Origin of the sequence: Spirillospora sp. NPDC048824 (assembly GCF_043198455.1) — a bacterium.
GTDB lineage: Bacteria > Actinomycetota > Actinomycetes > Streptosporangiales > Streptosporangiaceae > Spirillospora.
In genome coordinates this window covers 165,218-183,636 of sequence record NZ_JBICUS010000010.1, presented here as the reverse complement: position 1 = coordinate 183,636, position 18,419 = coordinate 165,218, and the positions used below count along the sequence as shown (strand labels likewise).

Annotated in this window: 16 protein-coding genes and 1 tRNA gene; 12 read left to right on the top strand and 5 right to left on the bottom strand. The window is 70.8% G+C overall.

From position 1 onward, the window contains the following. Window positions 1-16 precede the first annotated feature (16 nt). Entirely contained in the window at window positions 17-1,405 is a 1,389-nt protein-coding gene (locus ACGFIS_RS21565) for an MFS transporter (RefSeq protein ID WP_392903595.1), read from the top strand. A gap of 240 nt (window positions 1,406-1,645) precedes the next feature. Here ACGFIS_RS21565 and ACGFIS_RS21560 read toward each other — a convergent pair whose 3' ends face one another. Further along, window positions 1,646-2,452 carry an SDR family NAD(P)-dependent oxidoreductase gene (locus ACGFIS_RS21560; protein ID WP_392903597.1) on the bottom strand — a complete coding sequence of 269 codons (807 nt, stop codon included), beginning with the start codon at window positions 2,450-2,452 and terminating at the stop codon, window positions 1,646-1,648. Between the two features lie 225 nt (window positions 2,453-2,677). Here ACGFIS_RS21560 and ACGFIS_RS21555 point away from each other — a divergent pair, with 225 nt between their 5' ends. The 3 genes from ACGFIS_RS21555 to ACGFIS_RS21545 all read left to right on the top strand — a co-directional run bounded on the left by ACGFIS_RS21555 (window position 2,678) and on the right by ACGFIS_RS21545 (window position 5,469). After that, window positions 2,678-3,925: an APC family permease gene (locus ACGFIS_RS21555; RefSeq protein ID WP_392903600.1), complete on the top strand. Its 1,248-nt coding sequence runs from the start codon at window positions 2,678-2,680 to the stop codon at window positions 3,923-3,925. A gap of 76 nt (window positions 3,926-4,001) precedes the next feature. Then, window positions 4,002-4,235 (top strand): hypothetical protein, encoded by a 234-nt coding sequence (locus tag ACGFIS_RS21550; RefSeq protein WP_392903602.1) that lies wholly within the window; start codon window positions 4,002-4,004, stop codon window positions 4,233-4,235. A 91-nt stretch (window positions 4,236-4,326) separates the two neighbouring features. Next, complete coding sequence (locus ACGFIS_RS21545) at window positions 4,327-5,469, top strand: site-2 protease family protein (protein WP_392903604.1); 1,143 nt, start codon at window positions 4,327-4,329, stop codon at window positions 5,467-5,469. A gap of 96 nt (window positions 5,470-5,565) precedes the next feature. On the opposite strand, the gene ACGFIS_RS21540 is transcribed toward ACGFIS_RS21545, so the two are convergent. From ACGFIS_RS21540 to ACGFIS_RS21530, 3 genes are read right to left on the bottom strand one after another with little or no spacing between them, the layout of a single operon-like run. Continuing rightward, on the bottom strand, window positions 5,566-6,444 hold the full coding sequence (locus ACGFIS_RS21540; RefSeq protein WP_392903606.1) for an alpha/beta fold hydrolase: 879 nt from the start codon (window positions 6,442-6,444) through the stop codon (window positions 5,566-5,568). A 15-nt stretch (window positions 6,445-6,459) separates the two neighbouring features. Next, window positions 6,460-7,662, bottom strand: a complete 1,203-nt coding sequence (locus ACGFIS_RS21535; RefSeq protein WP_392903607.1) for an MFS transporter — start codon at window positions 7,660-7,662, stop codon at window positions 6,460-6,462. A 57-nt stretch (window positions 7,663-7,719) separates the two neighbouring features. Next, entirely contained in the window at window positions 7,720-8,256 is a 537-nt protein-coding gene (locus ACGFIS_RS21530) for a carboxymuconolactone decarboxylase family protein (protein WP_392903609.1), read from the bottom strand. A 334-nt stretch (window positions 8,257-8,590) separates the two neighbouring features. Between ACGFIS_RS21530 and ACGFIS_RS21525 the strand changes: the two genes are divergently transcribed. Further along, window positions 8,591-9,676: an AraC family transcriptional regulator ligand-binding domain-containing protein gene (locus ACGFIS_RS21525; RefSeq protein WP_392972249.1), complete on the top strand. Its 1,086-nt coding sequence runs from the start codon at window positions 8,591-8,593 to the stop codon at window positions 9,674-9,676. A 162-nt stretch (window positions 9,677-9,838) separates the two neighbouring features. Beyond that, window positions 9,839-10,465 carry a pyridoxamine 5'-phosphate oxidase family protein gene (locus ACGFIS_RS21520; RefSeq protein ID WP_392972247.1) on the top strand — a complete coding sequence of 209 codons (627 nt, stop codon included), beginning with the start codon at window positions 9,839-9,841 and terminating at the stop codon, window positions 10,463-10,465. A gap of 400 nt (window positions 10,466-10,865) precedes the next feature. Here ACGFIS_RS21520 and ACGFIS_RS21515 read toward each other — a convergent pair. Beyond that, a tRNA-Leu gene (locus ACGFIS_RS21515) sits at window positions 10,866-10,948 on the bottom strand. 127 nt (window positions 10,949-11,075) lie between these two features. Between ACGFIS_RS21515 and ACGFIS_RS21510 the strand changes: the two genes are divergently transcribed. The 6 genes from ACGFIS_RS21510 to ACGFIS_RS21485 are packed head-to-tail and all read left to right on the top strand — an operon-like array spanning window position 11,076 to window position 18,411. Beyond that, window positions 11,076-11,831, top strand: a complete 756-nt coding sequence (locus tag ACGFIS_RS21510) for a DUF3662 and FHA domain-containing protein (protein WP_021596783.1) — start codon at window positions 11,076-11,078, stop codon at window positions 11,829-11,831. Between the two features lie 11 nt (window positions 11,832-11,842). Beyond that, window positions 11,843-12,340, top strand: a complete 498-nt coding sequence (locus ACGFIS_RS21505; RefSeq protein WP_392903617.1) for an FHA domain-containing protein — start codon at window positions 11,843-11,845, stop codon at window positions 12,338-12,340. Continuing rightward, window positions 12,337-13,917 (top strand): Stp1/IreP family PP2C-type Ser/Thr phosphatase, encoded by a 1,581-nt coding sequence (locus tag ACGFIS_RS21500; protein ID WP_392903620.1) that lies wholly within the window; start codon window positions 12,337-12,339, stop codon window positions 13,915-13,917. The genes ACGFIS_RS21505 and ACGFIS_RS21500 overlap by 4 nt, the downstream gene beginning before the upstream one ends. After that, window positions 13,918-15,504, top strand: a complete 1,587-nt coding sequence (locus ACGFIS_RS21495; protein WP_392903622.1) for an FtsW/RodA/SpoVE family cell cycle protein — start codon at window positions 13,918-13,920, stop codon at window positions 15,502-15,504. It begins immediately after the preceding gene. A gap of 10 nt (window positions 15,505-15,514) precedes the next feature. Then, window positions 15,515-16,996 (top strand): peptidoglycan D,D-transpeptidase FtsI family protein, encoded by a 1,482-nt coding sequence (locus tag ACGFIS_RS21490; protein WP_392903624.1) that lies wholly within the window; start codon window positions 15,515-15,517, stop codon window positions 16,994-16,996. After that, window positions 16,993-18,411 carry a serine/threonine-protein kinase gene (locus ACGFIS_RS21485; RefSeq protein WP_392903627.1) on the top strand — a complete coding sequence of 473 codons (1,419 nt, stop codon included), beginning with the start codon at window positions 16,993-16,995 and terminating at the stop codon, window positions 18,409-18,411. Before ACGFIS_RS21490 ends, ACGFIS_RS21485 begins: the two co-directional genes overlap by 4 nt. The last annotated feature ends 8 nt before the right edge of the window (window positions 18,412-18,419 follow it).

The following is an 18,419-nucleotide window of genomic DNA, read 5'->3' as shown; positions in this document are numbered from 1 at the left end:
AGTTAAGGAGGTTCTGATGACGAGCAAGACACACGACCCGGCCGCGCGAGACGGCTCGCCCCATCCGCTGCGGTGGCGCATCCTGGGGTTCCTCGGCGTGGCGCAGCTCATGTTGATCCTCGACGTCACCGTCGTGGCCATCGCGCTGCCGAACATCGAGGCCGACCTGGAACTGAGCCGCCAGGCCATCACCTGGACGGTCAGCGCGTACACCCTGACGTTCGGCGGCCTGATGCTCCTCGGGGGACGGGCCGCAGACCTGATCGGCGCCAAGCGCGTCGTCCTCACCGGCCTGTTGATCTTCACGGTGGCTTCCCTGGCGACCGGATTCGCCGGATCCGCCGCCCTGCTGCTGGGCGGCCGCATCGCGCAGGGACTCGGGGCGGCGCTGATGTCCCCGGCCGCCCTGTCACTCGTGGTGCAGTTGTTCGACGGAGAAGAGCGGAACAAGGCGCTCGGCGTCTGGTCCGCGCTCGGCGGTGGAGGCGCGGCCCTCGGCGTCCTCCTCGGCGGACTGCTCACCGCCGGCCCCGGCTGGCCTTGGGTCTTCTACGTCAACGTGCCCCTCGGGCTGGTGATCGTGGCCGCGCTCGCCCGGATGCTTCCGCGTCAGGAGGCGGCGACGCCGCGTCCGGGGCTCGATGTGCTCGGTGCGCTGCTGGTGACCGCTTCGTCCGGTGCCCTGATCTACGCGTTCATCCGCGCCGGTGACCACGGCTGGTTCAGCATGGCCACCGGGGCGCTCGTGCTGCTGTCCGCGGTCGGCTACCTGGCGTTCGTGGCCAGGCAGAAGACCGCCAAGTCGCCCATGATGGACGTCGCGCTGCTGGCCCGGCGCCCGGTGGCCACCGGCACGTTCCTCATCCTGATGGCGACCGCGCTGATGATCGCGGTGTTCTTCCTGGGCACGTTCTACTTCCAGCACGGGGAGGACTTCGGCGCCCTGCAGACCGGCCTGCTGTTCCTGCCGGTCGCGGTGGCGACGATGCTCGGCGCCAACCTCACCGGCCGGACCATCGCCAGGACGGGCGCACGCCCGCTCGCCGTGGGAGGGCTCGTCATCGCCGCGATCGGCATGGCCATCCCCGCCCTGTCGATGCATCCCGCCACCGTCGTCGCCGGGACGGCGATCGCGGGTGCCGGGACGGGCGCGATGTTCGTCGTCGCGTCGGCGACCGCGCTCGGCCAGGTGGCGCCGCACGAAGCGGGCATCGCCTCCGGCATCGTCAGCACGTTCCACGAGTTCGGCGCCTCGATCGGAGCCGCGGTCATCTCCAGCGTCGCCGCCGTCAGCCTCGTCGGCGACACGCTCTCGGGGTTCACGGACGGCTTCGTCGTCGCCGCGGTCGCCGCAGCGGCCGGAGCCGTCGCGGCCGCCGTCCTGACACCCGGCCGGGGACGGTGACCGGCCCGTTGACCTACCAGGCCCCCACCTCGACCGGCACGGTCCCCGTCCCCGTCCCCGTCCCCGTCCACCGCTACGTCAAGGACCTGCCCTCCTGACATCCGACGCCGTCGCGAACGCCTTTGAGAACACTGCTTTCCCGGGATTGAACGGGACGCCGGCACGACCTCACATCCGGTGAACGTTCGTGTTCAGCGGTGTCCCCCGGCCGACGCACCGGCCGGCCGGGGGTGGACGGGTTCAGATCTCCTTGAGGAAGCCGGAGTCGACGGCGAGGTCCGCGCCCGTCGTGCTCGCGGAACGCGGCGACGCCAGCAGCGCGATCACGTCGGCGACCTCCTGCGGGTCGGCGAGACGGCCGGTCGTGAGGCTCATCATCTCCGCCGCTCCGCGCTCGAGCACCGCGACACGGTCGGAGCCCGTCGCCCCGGCGATGATGTCGGCCGCGCCGCCCTCGTCCGTCCACCACGGCGTCCGGACCGGGCCCGGCGAGACCGTGTTGACCCGGATTCCCTGCGGCGCGTACTCCTCCGACAGCCCCTTCGTCAGGTTCGTCAGCGCCGCCTTCGCCGCGTTGTAGTCGTAGTTCATCGGCCCGGGGCGGCGGGCGTTCCCCGACGAGACGTTCACGATGGACGCCGCGTCGCTCTTCAGCAGATGCGGGATCGCCGCCCGCACCGCCCGGACGACGGCGTACAGGTTGAACTCGAACATGTCGCGCCAGTCGTCGTCCGCCAGGGTCGCGAAACCGAACCGGGGCAGGTCCGCGCCGGGCGGCGGCCCGCCCGCGTTGTTGACCAGGACGTCGAGCCCGCCGAACGCCTCGACGGCGCGTTCCACCGCGTGCGCCGGGGCGTCCGGGTCCATCAGGTCCGCCGGCACGTGCAGCAGGTTCGGCCCGGCGAGCGCGTCCAGTTCGCCGCCCGGCTTGCGGGACACGGCGGCGACGCGGGCGCCCTCGTCGAGCAGCGTCCGCGTGACGGCCAGCCCGATCCCCTTCGACGCGCCGGTGACGACGGCGACGCGGCCCGCGAGCTGCAAGTCCATGGAATCCCCATTTCATAGGCGAGCACGCCCCTTCCGGACGTACCTCGCCCCTAGGAACCCCGCCCCGCCCGCCCCGGTTGCAGTCACCGCACGCCGCGACCCCGGACGCGGTCAGGCCGGCTGCATCCATTCCAGGTCGAACGGCGCGTCGCATTCTTCGTGGCGTTCACGCGGAGGTGAGAACATTCGCCGTTGGACGAGGACGGGAGCACGGAGGAGCGCGCCATGAGCGGATCGCCGACCGGCGAGGAGCTGCGGCGGCGGCTGGGCCTGGCCGACGCGGTGGTGATCGGCCTGGGGTCGATGATCGGCGCCGGTGTCTTCGCCGCCCTCGCTCCCGCGGCACGCGCGGCCGGGTCCGGGCTCCTGGCCGGCCTGGCCGTGGCCGCCGTGGTCGCCTACTGCAATGCGACGTCCTCGGCGCGGCTCGCCGCCCGCCACCCCGCGTCCGGCGGCACCTACGTCTACGGCCGTGAGCGCCTCGGCGACTTCTGGGGCTACCTCGCCGGCTGGGCCTTCGTGGTCGGGAAGACGGCCTCCTGCGCGGCGATGGCGCTGACCGTCGGGTCGTACGCGTGGCCCGCCCACGCGCACGCGGTGGCCGTCGCCGCGGTCGTGCTGCTGACCGGCGTCAACTACGTCGGCGTACAGAAGTCCGCCTGGCTCACCCGCGGCATCGTCGCCGTGGTGCTGGCCGTGCTCGCCGCCGTGGTCGTCGCGTGCCTGGCCTCCGGTCCCGCCGGCGGCGGACGGCTGGAGTTCGGCGCCGGAACCGGGCCCGGCGGGATCCTCCAGGCGGCTGGCCTGCTGTTCTTCGCCTTCGCCGGATACGCCCGCATCGCGACCCTCGGCGAGGAGGTCCGCGACCCGGCCCGCACGATCCCCCGGGCCATCCCGCTCGCGCTCGGCATCGTCCTGGCCGTCTACGCGGCGGTCGCGGTGGCGGTCCTGTACGTCCTCGGCACCGCCGGCCTGGGCGCGGCGACCGCCCCGCTCGCCCAGGCCGTCGACGAGGCCGGTGTGAACGGCCTCGCACCCGCGGTCCGGGTGGGCGCCGCCGTGGCCGCCCTCGGCTCACTGCTCGCCCTGATCCTGGGCGTCTCACGCACCACGTTGGCGATGGCCCGCGACCGGCACCTGCCGCATGCCCTGGCCGCCGTCCACCCCCGCTTCCGGGTACCGCACCGCGCCGAACTCCTGGTCGGCGTCGTGGTGGCGGTGCTGGCCGCGACGGCGGACCTGCGCGGCGCGATCGGGTTCTCGTCCTTCGGCGTCCTCGTGTACTACGCCATCGCCAACGCCTCCGCCTGGACCCTCACGCCGGACGAAAACCGCCCACCCAGGGTCGTGCCCGTCGTCGGGCTGGCCGGCTGCCTGACGCTGGCCTTCGCGCTGCCGTTCTCGTCGGTGGCCTCCGGCGCCGCCGTCATCGCCGCCGGCGCCGCCCTCTACGGCCTGCGCCGCGCCCGCTGAGCATGGGCCATGACCTCCCGGGTAGGGGACGCGAAGCCGACCGTCCGGCCGGCTGCACGACAAGGGAGGCAAGCAGATGAGCACGACACAGGAAACCGGTGGGATCACCGGCACCAAGGACAAGGACTACGACCTCGTCTGGTTCGTCGAGCAGTGCCTGAGCAACGCGCTGCGGCTGGAGACCTACATCGGCGACGCCGAGCGCGCCGGTGACACCGAGCTGGCCGATCTCTTCCGCCGTGCCCAGGCGGAGAGCCGCAAGGGCGCCGAGCAGGGCAAGGAGCACCTGCGCCGCCGCATGTCCGGTTGAACCACCTGCCGTTGGGCGCGTTCGCGAGCCCGGAACCGCATGACCGCCCGACCCGGGGGTAGAAAGCCGGCTCTCGGACGAAGGAGACCGGATGCGTGAGTCGATCCGGCTCGGCACCATCGCCGGAATCAGGGTCGGGCTCAATGTCAGCGTGCTGGTGATCGTCGCGATCCTGGTCTTCGGGCTGGCATTCGGCCGATTCCCGGAGGTGTATCCGGGCCACGGAGTCTGGGCCTATCTTCTGGCGGGGACGATCAGCGCGGTCCTGCTGCTGGCGTCCCTGCTCGCCCACGAACTGGCGCACGCCGTGGTCGCGCGCCGCAACGGCATCGAGGTCACGGGCATCACGCTGTGGCTGCTCGGCGGTGTCGCCCAGCTCCGCGGTGAACCGCGCACGGCGGGCGCCGACCTGCGCATCGCCGTCGTCGGCCCCGTCACCAGCCTGGTCGTGGGTGCGGTCTTCGCGGCCGCGGCCACGCTGGCGGCGGCCGCCTCCGGACCGGAACTGGTCGTGGCGACGCTCGCCTACCTGGCCGGCATCAACGTGATCCTCGCGGTGTTCAACATGATCCCGGCGGCCCCGCTGGACGGCGGCCGGGTACTGCGGGCGTTCCTGTGGTGGCGGCGCGGCGACCGGACCGGCGCCGCCGTCACCGCGGCCCGCGCGGGCCGCGTCTTCGGGCTGGCCCTGATCGCCCTCGGCTTCGTCCAGTTCGTGGTCGGAGCCGGCTTCGGCGGACTGTGGCTGGCCCTGATCGGCTTCTTCCTCGTCACCGCCGCCGGCGCCGAAGAGCAGCAGACGCGCGTCAACGCCGCTCTGCAGGACGTCCGCGTCGCCGATGTCATGACGCCCGACCCCTTCGTGGCGGACGCGGCGACACCGGTGCAGGACCTCGTCGACAACGTCGTCCTCACCCACCGCTACTCCACCTACCCGCTGGTGGAGGACGGCCGCCTCGCCGGCCTGGTGACCCTGAACCGCGTCCGCGCCACCCCGCCCGACCAGCGGCGGACACTCCGCCTGGCCGACATCGCCTGCCCCCCGGACGACGTCCCGACCACCCACCCGCACGACCCGCTGCCGGACCTGCTGCCCCGCATGGCCGGCTGCACCGACGGCCGCGCCGTCGTCCTGGACGACGACGGCCGCGTGGTCGGGCTGATCACCCCGAGCGACATCAGCCGCGCACTGCAGACCAGCGACCTGCGCCCGACCCGGTCCTGGTCGTCCTGACCCGTCACCGCCGGCTTTCGCCGCCGGGGCGGGCACTCCTGTCAGCTTTGATTCCGGCCCCCGGCGCGGGTGCACCGGGGGCGGTGGGATCGGTGGTCAGGCCGCGGTGACCGTGCGTCCGAGGAAGTCGCGGATCAGGCCGGCGATCTCGTGGCCGTGGGTCGCGAGGGCGAAGTGGCCGGCGTCGAGAAGGTGGATTTCGGCGTCGGGGAGGTCGCGGGCGAAGGCCTTCGCACCGTCCGGGCCGAAGATCTCGTCGTTCTGGCCCCAGACGACCAGGACGGGCGGCCGGTGGGTTCGGAAGTACTTCTGGAAGGCGGGGTAGCCGTCCAGGTTGAACTGGTAGTCCCAGAAGAGCTGGAGCTGGATCTCCTTGTTGCCCGGGCGGTCCAGGTACGCCTGGTCGAGGACCCAGGCGTCCGGGCTGACGCGATCCAGCATTTCGGCGGGGACGCCGTGGGTGTGCTGCCAGTGCGTGGCCTCGGCGGTGAGCAGTTCGCGGACGGCGGGCTCGTGGGCGGCGCGGTCCTTGGCGTGGGCGAACAGCACCTCCCAGAACGGGGTGAAGCCCTCCATGTAGGCGTTGCCGCTCTGGCTGATGATGGCGGTGACCCGGTCGGGATGACGGCTGGCGATACGCAGCCCGATCGGGGCCCCGTAGTCCTGGATGTAGAGGGCGAACCGGTCCACGCCCAGCTCGTCGAGGAGCGCGAGGGTGACTTCGGTGAGGTTCTCGAAGCCGTACTCGAACTCGTCCACCGGCGGCATCGCCGACTGGCCGAAGCCGATGTGGTCGGGCGCGATCAGGTGGTGGCCGTCGGCCAGGTCGGCGATGAGGTCGCGGTACATGGCCGAGCTGCTGGGGAAGCCGTGCAGCAGGACGAGCGTGGGGTCGGCCGGGTCGCCGGCCTCCCGGTAGAAGACGGGCTGCCCGTGGATCTCGACGGTGGCGTGGCGGATCGGGTGGACGGTCATTTCTGTCTACTCCAGTCAGTGGGTGGTAACGGTTTCCCGGCGGCCGGGCGGGACCAGCACCGCGGCGGTGGTGCTGAGCAGCAGGCCGAGGGCGAAGTAGCTCCGGTAGTCACCGGAGACGGAATGAAGCGCGGTGGCGACGACCAGCCCGGCGGCGGCCGACAACTGGTGGATCAGCCAGGCCGGCGCCAGCGTCCGGCCCATCCGGGAGGGGTCCAAACCGCGGGAGACCACGGCCATGGTCAGCGGAATCACCGGGAAGGACGCGACACCGAACAGCACCGCGACCGCGACCAGCGCGGGACCTTCGCTCACCACGGCGGCCAGCCCCAGCGAGACGGTGCGCACGACGTGCATGGTCCGCAGCAGCGTTTCGGGGCGGTGGCGGCGCAGCAGCCGGGCGCTGGCAGCCGAGGCGATCCCGGCGGCCACGGCGGCGACCGCGACCAGCCGGCCCGCGTCGACGGCCGACCAGCCCAGCTCGACGGCGTGCTTGGGCAGCAGCAGCACCATCACGTACAGCGTGGCCGAGTGCAGCCCGAAGGAGATCAGCATCCGCACGCGTCCGCGCAGGCTTTCGCGCCCGGCCGCCGACGCCTTGAACCGGTCCTTGGGCAGCTCGACCGCCAGCACGGCCGTGACGGCCAGCCCGGCCGCGCCCAGCAGAGCGTAGGTCGCGCGGACGCCGACCGGCTCGAACAGGGCGGTCGCCGCCCACGGGACCAGCAGCTGCCCCAGGTTGATCCCGGTGGAGGCGCGCGCCAGCGACGGCCCGGCCCGCTCGCCGCGGATCCGGCCGATCAGAGTGGTCGTCGCCAGGCTGGACGAGGCGGCGAACCCGATCCCGCCCAGCACCAGGTAGACCACGACGAACTGCCAGGTCTCCTGGACGACCGCCAGCGCGAGATAGGAGGCCGCCATGAACACCAGCCCGGCCAGCAGCACCGCGCGGGCGCCGATCCGGTCCAGCAGGATGCCGATGACCGGCTGCAGCAGCCCGGTCAGCGCGGTGCTCAACGCCGCGGCCACCGCCAGCGCGGTGGCGTCCATCCCGTACGCGGCGGCCGCGGGGGCGAAGAAGACGCCCGCCGAGAAGTTCAGGCCGAACGACACCGTCATCGCCGCCAGCCCCGACCACGCCGCCCGGTCGCCGGGACGGCGGGTGCGGCCGGTGCCGGGTTCCGCCTTCGGCTCGTTCACGTCCAGTTCAGTGGTCATGGTCGCTCCCGGAGGTGACCGGGTACGGCGGACGCGTCCGCCGTATCCGGTCGGGGGTCAGTGGCGGACGACCGGCCAGTCGATGTCGGTGCCGGCGGCCTTGTTGAAGTAGTTGGTGAAGACGTTGAGCGCGACGTGGCCCACGACTTCGGCGATCTCTTCGTCGGACAGTCCCGCCTGGCGGGCCTGCTTGACGTCGGTGTCCTCGATGCCGCCGCGGGTGCGCAGCACGGTGGCGGCGAAGGCCAGCACGGCCTCGGCCTTGGGGTCGCCTGCCCGGCCGCCGCGGGCCGCTTCGGCCTCGTCCTGGCTCAGCCCGGCCAGCTTGGTGCCGATGTAGGTGTGCGCGGAAAGGCAGTAGTCGCAGCCGTTCTGCTGGGCGACCAGCAGCGCGATCCGCTCGCGCACCGCGGCCGGCAGCACGCCGCCCGACAGCGCGCCGGAGAACTCCAGGTAGGACTTCAGCACCGCGGGGCTGTTGGCCATCGCCTTGGTCATGTTCGGGGTGACGCCCAGCGCCTTCTGCACACCGGCCAGCAGCTCGGCGGCCTGGGCGCCCGCGGTCTCCGGCTGGATCAGGGGAAGTCGGGACATGGTCAGGTCCTTTCAAGCGGGGGATCGGGAACCGGTGAGCACCGGTGATCTCAAGCTAGAACCGACACAACCCCCGACACAGGGACCGAACACGCCACCGACAGGACCAAACCCGCCATCGCCTCTCGCGCCCACGTGCGCCCGTACCGGCGGGCCTCCGACGGCCCGTTCCGGCGCTGACATGCCTTGCACCTGGACTTCCAAGTCGCACAGTGCGCGGGTAGCGTCTACCTCGTGGTCGTCCGGCCTTAGTCGCACGACCTGGGGATCTGCGCGAGCCCCGATGCCGACCGGCGCACTCCGGCGAACCGGCCGACGACGAAGGGTTCACCACATGACCGAGTCCCGTGACGGGCAGCCCGCCCACGGCGCCCCGGCCTCCGCCCCACCGCCACGCCTGGAAGGGACGATCTCCGCTCACTTCGCGCGTTTCCTGGCGGGGGAGGTGCGCAAGGCCGGCGGCGACCCCGGCAAGGTCGCACGCCTGCCGGACCTGCGGACCGACGTCCTCGACGACGACCTCTCCCGGGTGCCGACCAGCTCCGCGATCGCGATGTGGAGTTACATGGTCTCCAGGAATTCCGCGCAGACCCGCGACGGCGCGCTGCTGCTCACCACACCGCCGCCCGGCAGCTTCGGGCTGTGGGACTACATGCTCACCTCCGGGCCGACCCTCATGGACTCGATCCGCTGTACCGCGCGGCACATGGGCGTCCTGGCCGACCCTGCGGTGGAGAACCTGGAGGGGGTGGAGGACGGCGCTCTGTTCACGATCAGCTATTCGAGCGGTCCGTACGAGGCGGACGTGAGCGCGGCGCAGGAGGTGTTCGCATTGGCGGTGCTGCTGCGGCGCTGCCGCGAGGCGACCGGGGCACCGCTGGTCCCGGTACGCGTGGAACTGCGGCAGAAGGCCCCGCGCTCACGCGCGGCGCTGCTACAGCTGTTCGGCACCTCCCATGTGGACTTCGCGTCGTCGGCCACCTCGCTGACGTTCCTGGCCCAGGACGCCCGCCGGCCATTGCCCAAGGCCCAGCACGGGCTGCTGGAGATGCTGTGCGAACACGCCATCATGACCATGGGCGCGGCAAGGCCTGTACGGGACTGGTACGACGTTTTCCGTCTGACGCTGAACGCCAGTTTCGAACTGGACTCACTGTCCCTGGAGACGGTCGCACAGCAGATGGCGATGAGCCCCCGCACCTTGCAGCGTCGCCTGGCGGAACGGTGCAGCACCTGGCGCGGCGAAGTGGAGAACGCGCGCCAGGAGAAGGCGCTGGCGCTGCTGCAGGACGGCCGGCTGCCCATGACCTCGATCGCCGGCCGGGTCGGATACAGCGACGTGCGCGCACTGCGCCGCGCCGTCCGCCGCTGGCAGACCCGGCCCACCGAGCCCTCCGGAGCCGGCACCGACCAGACCTAGGAACTGGCGAGCCGCCGATGCGGTGGCGGGTTCGGACCTGTCGGTGGCGTGTTCGGTCCCTGTGACGGGAAGGGCGCGGTTTCTAGATTGAGATCGCCGGCCGCGGGGCCGGTCGGCGCCGGGACCGCGTACGTTCTTCGGGCCGCGAGGAGAGGACAAGCGATGTCCAGCCGATTCGCACAGCTCGCCTTCACACCCGGGGTCCAGCGTCATCAGCGGGAGAATGGCAGCGCGCGCGCCTACCGGCCGCTGCTCGACGGCCCCGTGGTCGCCGACCGGCTCGGTGAGGCCGAGCGGCAGTTCGTCCGGCAGCGCGACAGCTTCTACCTGGCCAGCGTCGGGGAGACCGGATGGCCCTACGTCCAGCACCGCGGTGGGCCGCCCGGGTTCCTGAAGGTCGTGGACGACGGGACGCTCGGCTTCGCCGACTTTCGCGGCAACCGGCAGTACATCACCCTCGGAAACCTCGACCACGACAACAGGGTCGCGCTTTTCCTCATGGACTACGGCCACCAGGCGCGGATGAAGATCATGGGCCGGGCGAGGGCGGTCGAAGACCCCGCCCTGCTCGCCGGGCTGACCGTGCCGGGGTATCGCGCCAAGGTCGAACGCGCCGTGCTGATCGAGGTCGAGGCTTTCGACTGGAACTGCCGCCAGCACATCCCGAGGCTCGTCCCGCTCGACGCCGTCGAGCACACCCTGACCTCGCTCCAGGAGCGGATCGCCGAGTTGGAACGGCAGAACACCGAACTGCGCAGGACCGGCATGACGGTGCCCCCTGGCTCGTAGCCTCCGCGCCCAAGGATGCCGTGCCGGCGTAACCGCTGGCCGCCCTCACCCCATCACCCACTGGTCAGGGCGCCCAAGAGCGGGGAGAGTGGAAACATGCCTCCGACCCCCAGGTCACTGCGCGTGCCGCACCCCAGCCACCCCGCCCCACCCCCAAACAACGAAAAGGCAAGGGAGCAAAGCCCCCAACGGGGGACAAGGGGGCGCAGCCCCCAAACCCGGGCGAAGCCCGGCAAAGAACACCAACCACCAACACCCCAAGCCGGCACACGGACACCAGCCACAGGGGGGCGTGGGGGCGGAGCCCCCACATCGGGGGTCCGGGGGTCGCCCCCCGGGCAGACACGACGAAGGAGTGGCAGCCCGCGCCTTCTGCGGGCACACCACTCCCAACTCCGAGTGGGCGAGGAGGGATTTGAACCCTCACATCCTTTCGGACACACGGACCTGAACCGTGCGCGTCTGCCGTTCCGCCACCCGCCCCGGGTGTGCACCCGTTTCCGGGTGCCTGAAAAGGCTAGCACGGTCGGAGCAGTGGTTAGGTATCCAGATACTTCGAGCGAACCTTCGCACCGATACGATCGTCTACCAGTGGGGAAGGGAGGTGCCCGTGGGTGTCATTCAGCGCTTCGAGCGACGGCTCGAGGGCATGGTCGAAGGGGCCTTCGCCCGTGCCTTCAAGTCTGAGCTCCAGCCGGTCGAGGTGGCCAGTGCTGTGCAGCGCGAGATGGACGATCGGGCGGCGATCGTGGCACAGGGCCGCACGCTGGTTCCGAACGACTTCGTCGTGGAGATCTCTCAGCAGGACGGGCAGCGGCTGCAGGTGTACGCCGACAGCCTGAGCCAGGAGCTGGCGAATCTCGCGCGGGAGTACGCGAAGGAGCAGGGGTACTCCTTCGTGGGGCCGGTGCGTGTGCGGTTCGAGAACGCGGGCGATCTCGCCACGGGCATGTTCCGCATCAGGTCGGGGGTGATCAGGGGCTCGACCGTGGAGGGCGGGGAGATCCGCCAGCCGGTGAGCGATGTCCCGCAGGGTGGGCGCGGGGGCGTCTTCGGGGGGCATCCGAGGCTTCTGGTGACCACGGCCGTGGAGGGTTCAGACACGACTCAGCGCACCTATGAGATCAATACACCTGTGACTCTGCTGGGTCGCGGCACCGACTGCGACCTGCGTCTCGTCGATCCGGGCGTGTCCAGGCATCATGCCGAGATACGCGTAGAAGGTCCCGAAATCGCTCTCGTGGATCTAGGGTCGACCAACGGCTCGTTCGTGAACGGGCAGCCGATCCGGCGGGTCACCCTCGTCGACGGCTCCCGCGTCACGATGGGCCGGACCACCCTTGTGTTCCGCCGCGATAGGGAGTAACCCCGACTCCGATGTCCCCATTCACCCTCACGCTGATCAAGCTGGCGTTCCTCGCGGTGCTGTGGCTGTTCGTCATCGCGGCCGTCGGCGTGATCCGGGCCGACCTGTTCGGCTCGAAGGCCGCGTCGAAGGCGGCCACGCGCGCGTCCCAGCCCCGGCCGTCCCGTCCGGCGAGGCAGCCGAAGCCGCCGCGACAGCAGCGAAGCGCCCAGCATGGCGCCCCGACGAAGCTGGTGGTCGTCCAGGGCGAAAGGGCCGGCACCGTCATAGACCTCACGGGGGTGCCCATCACCATCGGTCGGGCGAATGACTCCACGCTCATCGTGACCGACGACTACGCTTCGAGCCGGCATGCCCGACTTTATGCGCAGGACGGTCAGTGGATCGTGGAAGATCTCGGCTCGACCAATGGGACATATCTCGGACGCACGAAGGTGAGCCGGCCTATGCCGGTGCCACCGGGCGTACCGGTCCGTATCGGCAAGACCGTGATCGAGCTGCGCAAATGACTCTGGGAATCCGCTACGCGGCGCGCTCCGACGTAGGAATGCTGCGCGAGGGCAACGAAGACTCGGCGTACGCGGGCTCGCATCTGCTCGCGGTGGCCGACGGGATGGGCGGCCACGTCGGCGGCGAGATCGCCAGTGCGGCGGCGATCGAGGCGCTGCGGGCGCTCGACAAGGACCTGCCGGCCACGGAGCTGCTGGCCGCGCTGGAGCACACCGTCAAGGCGGCGAACGACAACCTGCACCGCATCGTGGAGTCGGACCCCGCCCTCCAGGGCATGGGGACGACGCTGACGGCGATGCTGTGGGCGGGCAACCAGGTCGCGCTCGTGCACATCGGGGACTCGCGCGCGTACCTGCTGCGGGACGGCAGCCTGTTCCAGATCACGCACGACCACACGCTGGTGCAGTCGCTGGTCGACGAGGGCCGGATCAGCCCGGACGAGGCGGCGTCGCATCCGCAGCGTTCGCTGCTGCTGCGGGCGCTGGACGGCCGCGGCGAGGTCGATCCTGATCTGTCGCTGCGGGAGGGGCAGGCCGGCGACCGGTATCTGCTGTGCTCGGACGGCCTGTCGGGCGTCGTCACGGCGGAGACGATCTTCCAGGTCCTGACGGACGTGGACGACCCGGACCAGGCCGTCCGGCAGCTGATCGATCTGGCGAACCGCGGTGGCGGCCCCGACAACATCACGTGCGTGGTGGCCGACGTGGTCGACCTGGACCGGCAGCCGCCGACGGGCGGCCCGGGCCACGCGGTGGGCGCGGCGGCGAACGCGGCGCCGCCGGAGCCGCCGGGCGGGGGGCCGGGCTCGAACACGACGGCGACGGACACGCCGGCGAGCCGGGCGGCGCAGTTGCGGGACACGAGGCCGCAGCCGCCGGTCGCGGTGGACGAGATGCCGCCGCCTCCGGCTCCGGCGCCGATGAGCGACCCGATGGGCGGCCCGCCCGCGCCGGGCGCGATGCAGCAGGCGCCCATGGAGCGGCCCCGGCGCGGCGGTGCCCGCCGGTGGACGTGGCTGGTGGTCGTCGCCGGGGTGGTCGTCGTGGGTGTCGTGGCGGGCGGGTTCGTGCTGGTGCAGAACGTCCGCAACGGCTACTACATAGGCGAGCAGGACGGCAGGGTGGTCCTGTTCCGGGGGACGACGCAGGAGGTGCCGGGTCTCAGCCTGTCCCGCAAGGACGAGAACCAGCCGAACCCGACGATCATGGTGGCCGACCTCCCCCAGGACCTGCAGCAGCAGGTGAAGGGCACCTACACGGTGGACGCCCCGAAAGCGGCGTGGAAGAGGCTGGAGAGCGCCGTCTGCAAGTACTCGCTCGTCGACGACGGCGGCAAGGTCGCCATCGTGAAGGGCAAGGACCAGAACAACTGCGAGCAGGCCAAGATCAAGACCAGCGGCGTCTCGGTGGGCGAGCTTCCCGGGTCGGACGCCACGGCGCTCGACAAGGGCGGCATGGCGTTCATCGGGCAGGCGGCCGCGGAGCAGAAGCTGCAGGAGCTGACCACCCGCCGGGACCAGTGCAAGACACCCGATTCCGGCATCCCGGACTGTCCCTCCAACGGGGGGAAATCGTAGATGCATTCGCTCGGGGAGCAGATCAGGGCGCGGCTGCCGTACCAGCGGCGCAACGCGGCCTCGCTGGCGCTGCTGGTCTTCGCGATGGTGCTGACGCTGTCGGCGTTCGCGGAGGTCGGCCTCGCCCGTGACGGCAGCATCCCCGCCGGGCTGTTCGTGTACGGCGGCGGCCTGGTCGTGCTGGCGCTCGCCGCGTACCTCGCCCAGGCGAAGTTCACCCCGTACGCCGACCCGCTGCTGCTGCCGCTGGCGGTGGCGCTGAACGGCGTCGGGCTGGCCATGATCTACCGGCTGGACCTGGACACCAGCGCCGACCGCAAGGCCGCCGCGGCGGCGGGCAAGAAGCTGCTGGAGGACGCCGCAGACGCGCCCAGCCAGCTCATGTGGACGTTCGTCGGCATCGGGCTGTTCGTCGCCGCCGTGCTGATCATGCGGGACACCGACAAGACCGACGCCCCGCTGTCGTTCACGCCGAAGACCGCGCAGCGCTACACGTACCTGATCGGCCTCACCGCGGTCATCCTGCTGCTGCTGCCGATCGTCCCCGGCCTCGGGCAGCAGATCAACGGCGCCCGCGTGTGGATCAGCGTCGGACCGTTCTCGGTCCAGCCGGGCGAGTTCGCCAAGCTGCTGCTCGTCGTGTTCTTCGCCGGCTACCTGGTGAACAAGCGGCAGGCGATGTCGCTGATCGGCAAGAAGGTCGGCCCGTTCAGCCTGCCGCGGGGCCGCGACCTCGGCCCGATCATGGTGATCTGGTTCTTCTGCCTGGGCGTGCTGTTCCTGCAGAAGGACCTCGGCACCGCGCTGCTGTTCTTCGGCCTGTTCATCTCGATGCTCTACATCGCGACCCAGCGCGTCTCCTGGGTCGTGATCGGTACCGGGCTGCTCGCGTTCGGCGTGTTCATCGCGACGCTGCTGCCGTTCATGGGCCACGTGAACCAGCGCATCGACATCTGGCAGAACCCGAAGCCGTACTTCGACGGCGGCTGCCTGATGGAGAGCGGCAAGGTCATCCCCGTCAACCCGAACACCGAGATCTACAAGAAGTACGACACCGAGGGCACCATCTCCCCCGGCTTCACCGCCTGCGCCGAGCTCGGCGGCGAGTACTCCGACAGCGCCCAGCTGATGAAGGGGCTGTTCGCGCTCGGCGAGGGCGGTGTTCTCGGCACCGGGCTCGGGCAGGGCGAGCCGTGGCGGACGCCGCTGTCCTTCAGCGACTTCATCTTCGACTCGTTCGGCGAGGAGCTCGGGCTGACCGGGCTGATGGTGCTGCTGCTGATCTACGCGTTGATCGTGCAACGCGGGATGAAGACCGCCGTGGCGGCGCGCGACCCGTTCCTGAAGCTGTTCGCGGGCGGTGTCTCGTTCGTCCTGGCCCTCCAGGTCTTCGTGATCGTCGGAGGCGTCACCCGGCTCATCCCGCTGACCGGCCTGACGACGCCGTTCCTGTCCCAGGGCGGCTCGTCGCTGATGGCCAACTGGATCCTGATCGCGATTCTGGTGCGGATGAGCCATGACGCGCGCAAGCCGGCCCCGCAGGCGATCCAGGACGAGGGCATGACCCAGATCGTGAGCACGAGGTGAGTTCCGCCGCATGAACATGGACAAGCCGATACGCCGGGTCGCGATCTTCGCGCTGCTGTTGTTCTTCGGGCTGATGGCGCAGATCAACTACGTCCAGGGGAGCCAGGCGGAGGATCTGCGCACCGACTCCAACAACAGCCGGCAGTTCGCGGACGTGTTCAACTCGCCGCGGGGGCAGATATCCGCGGGCGGCGAGGTGCTGGTGACGTCGGAGCCGACCGGCAAGGACAACCCGAAGTACGGCCGGTCCTACAAGGACGGCCCGGTCTTCGCACCGGTCACGGGGTACTTCAACGGCGGTGCCACGCAGGTCGAGCGGGCCTACAACTCGCTGCTCGGCGGCAAGGACAAGCGCATCACGCAGCAGCGCTGGTTCGACTCCTTCATCGGCAAGCCGGCCGACGGCGCGAACGTCGAGCTGACGATCGACCCGGAGGCGCAGCGCACCGCGTACCAGCAGTTGAAGGCGAAGACGGCGCCGGGGCGCCGCGGCGGCGCGGTGGTGATGGACGTGAAGACGGGCGCGCTGAAGGTGGCGGCGTCGTGGCCGTCGTTCGACCCGAACGAGGTGGCGCCGCAGACGGGCGAGAAGGGCGCGAAGAAGCTGGAGCAGCTGAACGATGGCAACGGCGTCGTCAAGCCGCTGGTCGACAACGCGCTGAGCCAGACGTTCCCGCCCGGTTCGTCGTACAAGACGGTGACGTCGGCGATCGCGATGCAGAAGCTCGGCATCGACAGCTCGACCACGATCCAGACGGGGCAGCTCATCCTGCCGGAGTCGAACCGGCCCCTGCCGAACTCCCACGACAGCGGCAGCTGCGCGGGCACGGCCCCGCTGCGGGGCGCGTTCGCCGAGTCCTGCAACACCTCGTTCGCGAAGATGGCGCTCGACATGGGCATCCGGCAGCTCAGCGAAGGTTCCTCGAAGTTCGGCTTCAATGAGCGCGTCCAGCTGGAGCCGGACATGTTCGCGGCCGAGAGCGACGTTCCCGTGTCGTACACGGGCCCCGACGGCAAGACCATCCAGACCGGCCAGGACGGGACGGCCCGGTCCGGCATCGGGCAGGAGAACGTGCGGGCCACCCCGCTGCAGATGGCGCTGGTCGCGGCCGCCGTCGCCAACGAAGGCAAGATCATGAGCCCGTATGTGGTGCAGAAGGTCCGGGCGAAGGACCAGAGTGAGCTCTACAACGCCTCGCCGGAGGAGTTCAAGCAGCCCATTACCGACGAGCAGGCCGAGCAGCTGGCGGACATGATGCGCGCAGTGATCAGCGAGGGAACCGCGAAGAACCTGCAGGGCATGCGGATCGCCGGGAAGACCGGTACCGCCGAGCAGGGGACGGGCAACCCGAACGCCCGCTGGTTCGTCGGGTTCAGCCCGGTCGAGGACCCGCGCTACGCGTTCGCCGTGATGACCGAGGGCGCGGGCTCCGGCGGCGCCGACGCCGGCCCGGTCGCCGGGGCGATCATGGCTAAGGTTTTGCAGAAGTGAGCAGGGGCCTCGTCCTCAACGACCGGTACCGGCTGCTGGAGCGGCTGGCCATCGGCGGGATGGGCGAGGTCTGGCGCGCGTCCGACGACACCCTCGGGCGGCAGGTGGCGGTGAAGCTGCTGCGGCTGGAGTTCGGGTCGGACATGTCGGCGCGTGGCCGGTTCGAGTCGGAGGCGCGGTTCGCGGCGGAGCTCGGGCATCCGGGGATCGCGCGGGCGTACGACTTCGGTGAGCAGGACGGCCGGGCGTTCCTGGTGATGGAGCTGGTGCCGGGCGAGCCGCTGGACGAGATCCTGGCGCGCGACGGCGGGCTGCCGCTGGAGGCCGTCCTGGACCTGATGGTGCAGGCGGGACGGGCGCTGACGGTCGCGCACCAGGCGGGGGTCGTGCACCGCGACGTCAAGCCGGCGAACCTGATGGTGTCGCCGGACGGCACCCTGAAGATCACCGACTTCGGAATCGCGCGGCGGCTGGCGGCGGCGTCGCAGACCCAGACCGGGATGGTCATGGGGACGGCGCATTACATCTCGCCGGAGCAGGCGCAGGGACTTGAGCTGTCTCCGGCCACCGACCTGTACTCGCTGGGCGTGGTGGCGTACGAGTGCCTGACGGGTGCGCAGCCGTTCGACGGCTCCACCCCGGTGGACGTGGCGCTGAAGCATGTCCGGGACGCGCCGCCGGAGCTGCCGTCGCGGTTCCCGGAGGCGGCACGCGAGCTGGTCATGGAGATGCTGGCGAAGGACCCGGCGGACCGTCCGGCGGACGCGGAGACGGTCGCCGCGCGTGCCCAGCGGATCCGCGCGGCCCTCAGCACGGGGCGTCTGCCGCGGACGAACGCCGAGGCGGCGGGGCCCGGCCGGGCACCCCACCCGAAGATCGTTACTCAATCGACTACTTTGTCGGGATTTGACGTAGCTCTGGGGACGGATAACCTCACCACGGGGTCAGTGCGCGGGCAACGGCGCACGACACTGACGTACACGTCGGTCGCGGCCGTCCTGCTGGTCTGCACCATCGTGATCGGGTCACTGTGGAAGGGCTACGCGTTCACGGGATCCGGCGACGAACGGGTCCCGCCCGGCTCCCCGGCGACCCTGCCGGTCGGAGACGACGTCGTCGACGAACCTGTCGTCCACCCGGGCACCCCCACCGCCCCGACGAGGAACCAGAACCGCAGTTCGCCAAGGCCGACTGTCACGCAGCGGTACCAGACGCATAGGATCCGTCCGTCAACGCCGGACACCCGCAAGGCGTCCCCTTCACACAAGCCATCAAGCAATCCGCCCCGGGCGACTCCCACCGCCCCAGAGCCAACACCCACGCTGACGGAGAGCCCCACCACGACTCCGTCAACTCCGAGCCCGGATCCCTCGCAGGAAGAGAGCGGGGAGCTAGGTTCGGAGGACAAGGTGTAGACGTACGA

Excerpts from the sequence above, each read along its gene's own strand:
- ACGFIS_RS21495 (WP_392903622.1), top strand. The coding sequence starts at position 13,918 with ATGCATTCGCTCGGGGAGCAGATCAGGGCGCGGCTGCCGTACCAGCGG.
- ACGFIS_RS21500 (WP_392903620.1), top strand. The coding sequence starts at position 12,337 with ATGACTCTGGGAATCCGCTACGCGGCGCGCTCCGACGTAGGAATGCTG.
- ACGFIS_RS21550 (WP_392903602.1), top strand. The coding sequence starts at position 4,002 with ATGAGCACGACACAGGAAACCGGTGGGATCACCGGCACCAAGGACAAG.
- ACGFIS_RS21520 (WP_392972247.1), top strand. The coding sequence starts at position 9,839 with ATGTCCAGCCGATTCGCACAGCTCGCCTTCACACCCGGGGTCCAGCGT.
- ACGFIS_RS21530 (WP_392903609.1), bottom strand. The coding sequence starts at position 8,256 with ATGTCCCGACTTCCCCTGATCCAGCCGGAGACCGCGGGCGCCCAGGCC.
- ACGFIS_RS21540 (WP_392903606.1), bottom strand. The coding sequence starts at position 6,444 with ATGACCGTCCACCCGATCCGCCACGCCACCGTCGAGATCCACGGGCAG.
- ACGFIS_RS21565 (WP_392903595.1), top strand. The coding sequence starts at position 17 with ATGACGAGCAAGACACACGACCCGGCCGCGCGAGACGGCTCGCCCCAT.
- ACGFIS_RS21560 (WP_392903597.1), bottom strand. The coding sequence starts at position 2,452 with ATGGACTTGCAGCTCGCGGGCCGCGTCGCCGTCGTCACCGGCGCGTCG.
- ACGFIS_RS21525 (WP_392972249.1), top strand. The coding sequence starts at position 8,591 with ATGACCGAGTCCCGTGACGGGCAGCCCGCCCACGGCGCCCCGGCCTCC.
- ACGFIS_RS21490 (WP_392903624.1), top strand. The coding sequence starts at position 15,515 with ATGAACATGGACAAGCCGATACGCCGGGTCGCGATCTTCGCGCTGCTG.
- ACGFIS_RS21545 (WP_392903604.1), top strand. The coding sequence starts at position 4,327 with ATGCGTGAGTCGATCCGGCTCGGCACCATCGCCGGAATCAGGGTCGGG.
- ACGFIS_RS21505 (WP_392903617.1), top strand. The coding sequence starts at position 11,843 with ATGTCCCCATTCACCCTCACGCTGATCAAGCTGGCGTTCCTCGCGGTG.
- ACGFIS_RS21535 (WP_392903607.1), bottom strand. The coding sequence starts at position 7,662 with ATGACCACTGAACTGGACGTGAACGAGCCGAAGGCGGAACCCGGCACC.
- ACGFIS_RS21555 (WP_392903600.1), top strand. The coding sequence starts at position 2,678 with ATGAGCGGATCGCCGACCGGCGAGGAGCTGCGGCGGCGGCTGGGCCTG.